Below are 6,540 nucleotides of genomic sequence, written 5' to 3' on the forward strand. Positions count from 1 at the left end.
CCGATGCCGATGCCGGTGATTACCTGATCAACGGCGACGACGAAGCGTAAGCCTCGCGCCGGCCTTCAGGGCTACAACAGGAAGACCCCGCTGGAGCGATCCGGCGGGGTTTTTCTTTGCGGGTTGTGGGATCGGGAGCCGATCGTTCGGATATGTAAGTCCGAGCGGAAGGGGGCGGGCGCGTCTCTGGTGGCGGTGTGGATTGAAAGGCGGATTTTCCTCGACATGACCGGAAAAAGGAGCCGGCGTGTCTTACGCTAGGCAATGGCCGCCTCGCTCGCGTCAGTCAGGTTCGCCCTGATCGGTGATTCGGCGCACGCTGCGTGATTTGTTGAGCGACAGATAGGTCCGCCATTGCGATTGCCGCTCGGCGTAGTCGCTGGTGCGGTGGGCGCGGCTGAGGTGGCGGCGGCGGCGGTTGCGAATGGACATCACGAGGACGCCCAGCCCGACGCAGACTGCGAAGATCAGGCCCAGAAGGAACAGCATCTTCAGCATGCGCGCCACATCCGAAATGGATGTTTACTGTCTGCCGAATCGGCCCACTTGGCAAGAAGCCAGGATGGCATGAGTGCCGTGGCGGGACAAAACCAGGACGGGCTGCTACGATCAGCGCATGCGCCATGCCCTGCTCCTGCCGCTCGCATTGCTGACCGCCGCCGCTCCGGCCGATCGCACGATGATCACCAGCCCCCGCGATGCCCGCCACTTGGCCGAAAACAAAGGCGTAACGCTGCAATGGATCGACTGGAACACGCGTGGCTCTGTCCGGGTGGTTCGCGCATCGAGCTGGCGGCTGACCGCTACGCAGGCCCAGGCGGGCGGCAGCGGTCGGCTGTTCGTGGATGGCACCGTGACGGAAATCGGCAAGGGCTTCTTCACCTTGCGCGGCACGATCCGGATGACCGATACGCCTGACGTCGGCCGCCGGTGTGAAGCCACCAAGGACTGGCATTTCGCCATCACCCAGAACCGGCGATACTACCGCCTGCGCGAATTCGAATGGTGCGATGGCCTGACCGACTACATCGACATCCATTTCTGACGCAGCGGCCAGCTACGAACGCGGGCGTAAGCCCGTCAGCGCAATGCTGGCTGACCTACTCCGCGGCTTCGCTGACCTTGTCGGCGTCGGTCATCTCCGCTTCGATCTGTGCGGCCTTGGCTTCCACCAGCGAGACGATGTGGTCCAGCATATCCTCGGACTGGACGTGGTGATCGGTCACGCCGGAGAGGTAGACCATGTGCTTGCCGTTGCCGCCGCCGGTCAGGCCGATGTCGGTTTCGCGCGCCTCACCGGGGCCGTTGACGACGCAACCCAGCACAGAGAGCGAGATCGGTGTCTTGATGTGCGAGAGCCGGGTTTCCAGCGCCTCCACAGTGCGGATGACATCGAAGCCCTGGCGCGCGCAGGATGGGCATGAGACGACCCGGACGCCGCGCGTGCGAAGGCCCAGACCCTTGAGGATTTCGAACCCGACGCGCACTTCCTCTTCCGGCTCGGCCGAGAGCGAGACGCGCAAGGTGTCGCCGATGCCCGCCCACAGCAGATTGCCGATGCCGATCGATGATTTCACCGTGCCGCCGATCAGGCCACCCGCCTCGGTGATCCCCAGGTGCAGCGGGCAGTCCACCGCTTCGGCCAGGCCCTGATAGGCGGCGACGGCCAGGAACACGTCGCTGGCTTTCACCGCCACCTTGTATTCGTGGAAATCGTGGTCCTGCAGCAGCTTGATGTGATCGAGCGCGGATTCCACCAGTGCCTCGGGGCAGGGCTCGCCGTACTTTTCCAGCAGGTCCTTTTCCAGGCTGCCGGCATTGACGCCGATGCGGATGGCGCAGCCGTTGGCCTTGGCGGCGCGGACGACTTCGGCCACGCGCTCTGCCGAGCCGATGTTGCCGGGGTTGATGCGCAGGCACGCCGCACCGGCATCCGCCGCTTCCAGGGCGCGCTTGTAGTGAAAGTGGATGTCGGCGATCAGCGGCACCTTGGCGGCGCGGACGATCTCATGGAAGGCGGCGGTGCTTTCCACATCGGGGCAGGAGACGCGGATCAGGTCCGCCCCGGCATCCTCGCATCGGCGGATCTGGTCGATCGTGGCGCCGGCATCGCTGGTGAGGGTGTTGGTCATGGTCTGGACCGTGATCGGGGCATCGCCGCCGACGGGGACCTTGCCGACCATGATCTGACGGCTCTTGCGGCGCTCTATCGTGCGCCAGGGACGGATTGCGGACATGGCACGTGTATAGGCGCTTCGCGTGACGGGTGAAAGGCATACTCTCGGTAAATGCGGCCATGCACCTTTTGCCGTTTGCCGCGTTGGGGCATGCAGCCATGATGATGCATGATCTGACGCACAACGATGATTGCGAGCTGGATGGGCCCCTGCTGTTCGGCCGGGTGCTGGACGGGCGGGGCGGCGCGCGCGAAATCTCGTGGGAGGCGGCCCGGGCGTGGAAGCCCTCCGTTCCCGGTGAGATGTTGTGGGTGCATTTGTGCCGGACAGAGCCGGGCGCCCGCGACTGGTTGATGGAGCATTGCGCCATCTCCGCGCCGACCGCGCAGTTGCTGACCAGCGACGCCACCCGCCCCCGCGCGTTTCGTGAAGACGGCGCACTGGTGGCGACTTTGCGCGGCATCAACTTCAACCCCGGCGCCGAGCCTGAGGATATGGTTTCGATGCAGGTGTGGTGCGATGGCACCCGCCTCGTCACTTTGCGCCGGGCTCCGCTGCAGACGCCTCGGGATACGCGCGATGAACTGGACGCGGGCCAGGGGCCGGTCGACGCGGGATCGCTGATCACGTCGCTGACCAAGCACTTGGTCGGGCGGATGGGCAACGTCATCCTCGATCTGGATGATGCGATCGATGCGCTGGAAGAGCAGGAGGTTGATTGCGCGGACAAGGCGATGCTGGCGGAGATATCGCGCATCCGGCGCGAATGCCTGCAGCTGAAGCGCTATATGTCGCCCCAGCACGAGGCGTTGGAAAACATCTCGCGCGATGCGCCGGAATGGTTCGAGCCGCATGACCGGCGTGAAATCGCCGAGACAATCGACCGCCTGCGCCGCTATCTGGATGACCTCGACATCACCACCGAAAGCGCGCTGGTGCTGCAGGATGATGTGCGGGCGCGCCTGCTGGAGCGAAACGCGCGCACGCAATCGCAATTGGCGATCGTCGCCACGATCTTCCTGCCGCTCAACTTCATTGCTGGGCTGCTGGGAATGAATGTGGAAGGGCTACCCGATGCAAAGGATCCGGCGGCGTTTTGGGAGGTGTTGGCGATCTGCGCCGGGATCACCGTGGTGCAGTTGCTGATCTTCAAGAAGCTGCGCTGGTCTGATTGACGTGGTCCTGCCTATAGCAGCTTTGCGAAGAGGAACTCCTCGTCCCGCTGTTGGCCCACTATGAAGTGGATGTCGGCGATCTTGCTGAAGCCATAGCGCGCGTAGAAGCGCTGGCCGCCGTGGTTTTCGCTCCAGACCGATAGCTGGATTTCCTTTGCCCCCTGGCGCTGCGCTTCCGCCAGCGTCCAATCCATCAGCGCCGCGCCGATTCCGCGCCCGGTGGCGTGGGGCTGGGTGTAGAACTGCTTGATCTCAACCACGGGTTGCGCGCGGGCATGTTCGGGCCAGCCGCATGCCAGCACCAGCTTGCAGTAACCCAGCAGCGCACCTTCGTCCGCCACCGCCAGCACGATCGCCATGGCCGGATCGGCGATCTCGGCGGCGACCTTTTCCGGCGAATGCGCGGCGGCCAGGAACGCCTGCAAGTCCTCGTCGCGATAGAGGTGCGCGAACGACGCGCAGAAGGCATCGCGTCCCAACCGGGCGAGGGCGGCGGCATCGGCGGGTGTGGCGGAACGCAGCTTCATGATCGCGAGATTGCCGCTCGCGCCGGGTGCGTCAACCTTCGCGCTTTTTCAGCAACACCGTGCGCAACATGGAGAGTGCCGTCTCGCCCCGCTGATTGGTCAGCTCATGCCGAAAGACGACGATTCCCTGCGTCGGGCGAGAGCGGCTTTCGCGCAGCTCCACCACTTCGCTATGGCACGTCAGCGTATCGCCGAGAAAGGTGGGCTTGGGCGTCACCACCTTGTCGAACCCCAGATTGGCGACGAGCGTGCCCACGGTCGTGTCGGCGATGGAGAGCCCTACCGCCAGGCTGAAGGTGAAGGTGGAGTTCACCAGGATCTGGCCGAACTCGCTGGCCTTGGCCGTCTCGGCATCGAGGTGCAGGGGCTGCATGTTGTGCGTCATGGCGCTGAACAGCAGATTGTCCGTTTCGGTGACGGTGCGGCTGGGCTGGTGGGTGATGCGCTCGCCCATGGTCCACTCGTCGAAGAATTTGCCGGGCATCAGAGTTCCTTGGCCTTGCGGGGCTTTTTCTTGGCGGCGGTGCGTCGCCCCGCCACAAGGCCGAGTTCGGCCCAGCGGCGCATCTCATCGGGATAATCGTAGCAGTCGTCTGGCGCGAGGCGGTAGTTCATCGTCGCCGTCTGGCCGTCGCGATCGTAGGCGAAGCGCTCACGCTCGGCGGCATCCCACTCGTGATCGGTTTCGGCGTCGGCCTTGAACCACAATTGCCCGGCAGCGGCGATCGCGAAGACCACGCCGTCGCAGTAAAGCGTCTGTCCGCCCATCATCGCGCGGGCGGTGACGGTGCCGATCGGCTCCAGGCATTCGCTTACCCAATCGACGATTTCGGTGTGCCGTTCTTTCTCGCGCGCCTTGTTCATTCGGCCTCCGCTTCGATCCGTGCCAGCAGCGCCTCCACCAGCACTTGCTGACCGGCGCTGACGTTGAGTTCGGCGACGATGCCTGCAAATGGCGCGGTGAGGGTGTGCTCCATCTTCATGGCTTCCAGCGTCAGCAGCTTCTGCCCGGCGGTAACGGTCTGCCCCGCTTCGACATCCACCGCGATCACCTTGCCCGGCATGGGAGAGACGATCGCGCCGGACCCTGCCGCCGCGCCGTCAACGCCCTCGCGCCGCCAGGCCGAAAGCCGCCAGGCCTGCCCCTGCTCGGCGATCATCACCGCTTCCACGGCTTCGCCGCCGCCACCGGGGTGGAGGGCGACCTCGATCTCCTGATCGTCGAGGAGGAACCACGCCGTGCGGGTCGGCGCGGCATTCAGGCGGAAGCCCGATACCGGCACGTCCGGGACCAGCGCCGCCGCCGCCGCCTCCAACACCTCGCACGAGGGCCGCGGCGTTTGCGCCAGCGCGGCGCTGCTACGGCCGATCAGGCCGGTGTCGACAGTGCCCGCCACGAAGTCGGGATGTTCCAGCGCCTTGACCAGGAACGAGGCGTTGGTCTTCACCGGCCACACCGCGCTGTCGCTGAGCATGTCGGACAATCGCTCACGCGCTTCGTCGCGGTCCTCGCCCCAGGCGATCACCTTCGCGATCATCGGGTCGTAGAAAGGCGAGACTTCCGCACCCTCGAACACGCCGGTGTCGACCCGGCCTCGTCCACCGGCACCCTCGCTCTCGCCGAATTGCAGCAGTTCCAGCTTGCCGATCGAGGGCAGGAAGCCCTTCGCCGGATCTTCGGCATATAGCCGCGCTTCCATCGCCCAGCCATGGATCGCCAGATCCTCCTGCGCCAGCGGCAGCGGTTCGCCGCTCGCCACGCGCAGCTGCCATTCGACGAGATCGACGCCGGTGATCTCTTCGGTGACAGGATGTTCGACTTGCAGGCGGGTGTTCATCTCCATGAACCAGATGCGATCGGCGCGTAACGCACCCGACCCATCGGCGATGAACTCGATCGTGCCGGCGCCGACATAGTCCACCGCTTTCGCCGCGCGCACCGCCGAGGCGCACAGCGCGGCGCGCGTGGCTTCGTCCATGCCCGGGGCGGGCGCTTCCTCGATCACTTTCTGGTGACGGCGCTGGAGCGAGCAATCGCGTTCGAACAAGTGGACGACGTTGCCGTGGCTGTCGCCGAAGACCTGCACTTCGATATGGCGGGGGGAGAGGATGTACTTTTCGATCAGCACATGATCGTTGCCGAACGAGGCCGCCGCCTCTCGCTGGCAGGAGGCCAGCGCATCGTGGAACGCCTCGGCGCTCTCCACCAGCCGCATGCCCTTGCCGCCACCGCCCGCGACCGCCTTGATCAGCACCGGATAGCCGATCTTGGCGGCTTCGGCGGCGAGATGGTCGGGGTTCTGGTCCGCACCCATGTAGCCTGGGGTGACCGGCACCCCGGCGGCGGCCATCAGCGTCTTGGCGGCATCTTTGAGGCCCATCGCATCGATCGAGGCGGGGTTCGGGCCCACCCAGATAAGCCCTGCGTCGATCACGCTCTGCGCGAAAGCGGAGTTTTCCGACAGGAAGCCATAACCGGAGTGGATCGCCTGCGCGCCGGTCTGCCGCGCGGCGGCCAGGATGCGTTCGCCCACAAGATAGCTTTCGCGCGCGGGCGAGGGGCCGATATGCACGGCCTCATCCGCCTGGCGCACATGGAGCGCATCGGCGTCGGCATCGGAATAGACCGCGATGGTGCGGATACCGAGCCGTCGGGCCGTG

8 protein-coding genes are annotated in these 6,540 nt (G+C 65.4%); 2 read left to right on the forward strand and 6 right to left on the reverse strand.

The window, feature by feature from the left end:
• Positions 1-282: 282 nt before the first annotated feature.
• Positions 283-498 carry a hypothetical protein gene (locus tag ACHWRX_RS12695; RefSeq protein ID WP_394659462.1) on the reverse strand — a complete coding sequence of 72 codons (216 nt, stop codon included), beginning with the start codon at positions 496-498 and terminating at the stop codon, positions 283-285.
• A 118-nt stretch (positions 499-616) separates the two neighbouring features.
• Between ACHWRX_RS12695 and ACHWRX_RS12700 the strand changes: the two genes are divergently transcribed.
• Positions 617-1,045, forward strand: coding sequence for a hypothetical protein (locus tag ACHWRX_RS12700; protein WP_394659463.1), 429 nt, complete (start codon positions 617-619; stop codon positions 1,043-1,045).
• A gap of 55 nt (positions 1,046-1,100) precedes the next feature.
• On the opposite strand, the gene ispG is transcribed toward ACHWRX_RS12700, so the two are convergent.
• Complete coding sequence (gene ispG, locus ACHWRX_RS12705; RefSeq protein ID WP_058735049.1) at positions 1,101-2,237, reverse strand: flavodoxin-dependent (E)-4-hydroxy-3-methylbut-2-enyl-diphosphate synthase; 1,137 nt, start codon at positions 2,235-2,237, stop codon at positions 1,101-1,103.
• A 98-nt stretch (positions 2,238-2,335) separates the two neighbouring features.
• Between ispG and ACHWRX_RS12710 the strand changes: the two genes are divergently transcribed.
• A complete protein-coding gene (locus ACHWRX_RS12710) occupies positions 2,336-3,352 on the forward strand; it encodes a zinc transporter ZntB (RefSeq protein ID WP_394659464.1) in 1,017 nt (338 codons plus the stop codon).
• Between the two features lie 11 nt (positions 3,353-3,363).
• Here ACHWRX_RS12710 and ACHWRX_RS12715 read toward each other — a convergent pair whose 3' ends face one another.
• From ACHWRX_RS12715 to ACHWRX_RS12730, 4 genes are all read right to left on the reverse strand, one after another.
• Positions 3,364-3,879, reverse strand: coding sequence for a GNAT family N-acetyltransferase (locus ACHWRX_RS12715; RefSeq protein ID WP_394659465.1), 516 nt, complete (start codon positions 3,877-3,879; stop codon positions 3,364-3,366).
• 31 nt (positions 3,880-3,910) lie between these two features.
• Positions 3,911-4,363, reverse strand: a complete 453-nt coding sequence (locus ACHWRX_RS12720; RefSeq protein ID WP_058735051.1) for a MaoC family dehydratase — start codon at positions 4,361-4,363, stop codon at positions 3,911-3,913.
• Entirely contained in the window at positions 4,363-4,743 is a 381-nt protein-coding gene (locus ACHWRX_RS12725) for a TfoX/Sxy family protein (RefSeq protein ID WP_394659466.1), read from the reverse strand. Before ACHWRX_RS12725 ends, ACHWRX_RS12720 begins: the two co-directional genes overlap by 1 nt.
• A partial coding sequence (locus ACHWRX_RS12730) for an acetyl/propionyl/methylcrotonyl-CoA carboxylase subunit alpha (RefSeq protein WP_394659467.1) occupies positions 4,740-6,540 on the reverse strand: 1,801 nt, incomplete at its 5' end. The genes ACHWRX_RS12725 and ACHWRX_RS12730, both read right to left, overlap by 4 nt.

This window comes from uncultured Novosphingobium sp., assembly GCF_964277725.1.
In the GTDB taxonomy this organism is placed as follows: domain Bacteria; phylum Pseudomonadota; class Alphaproteobacteria; order Sphingomonadales; family Sphingomonadaceae; genus Novosphingobium; species Novosphingobium fluoreni.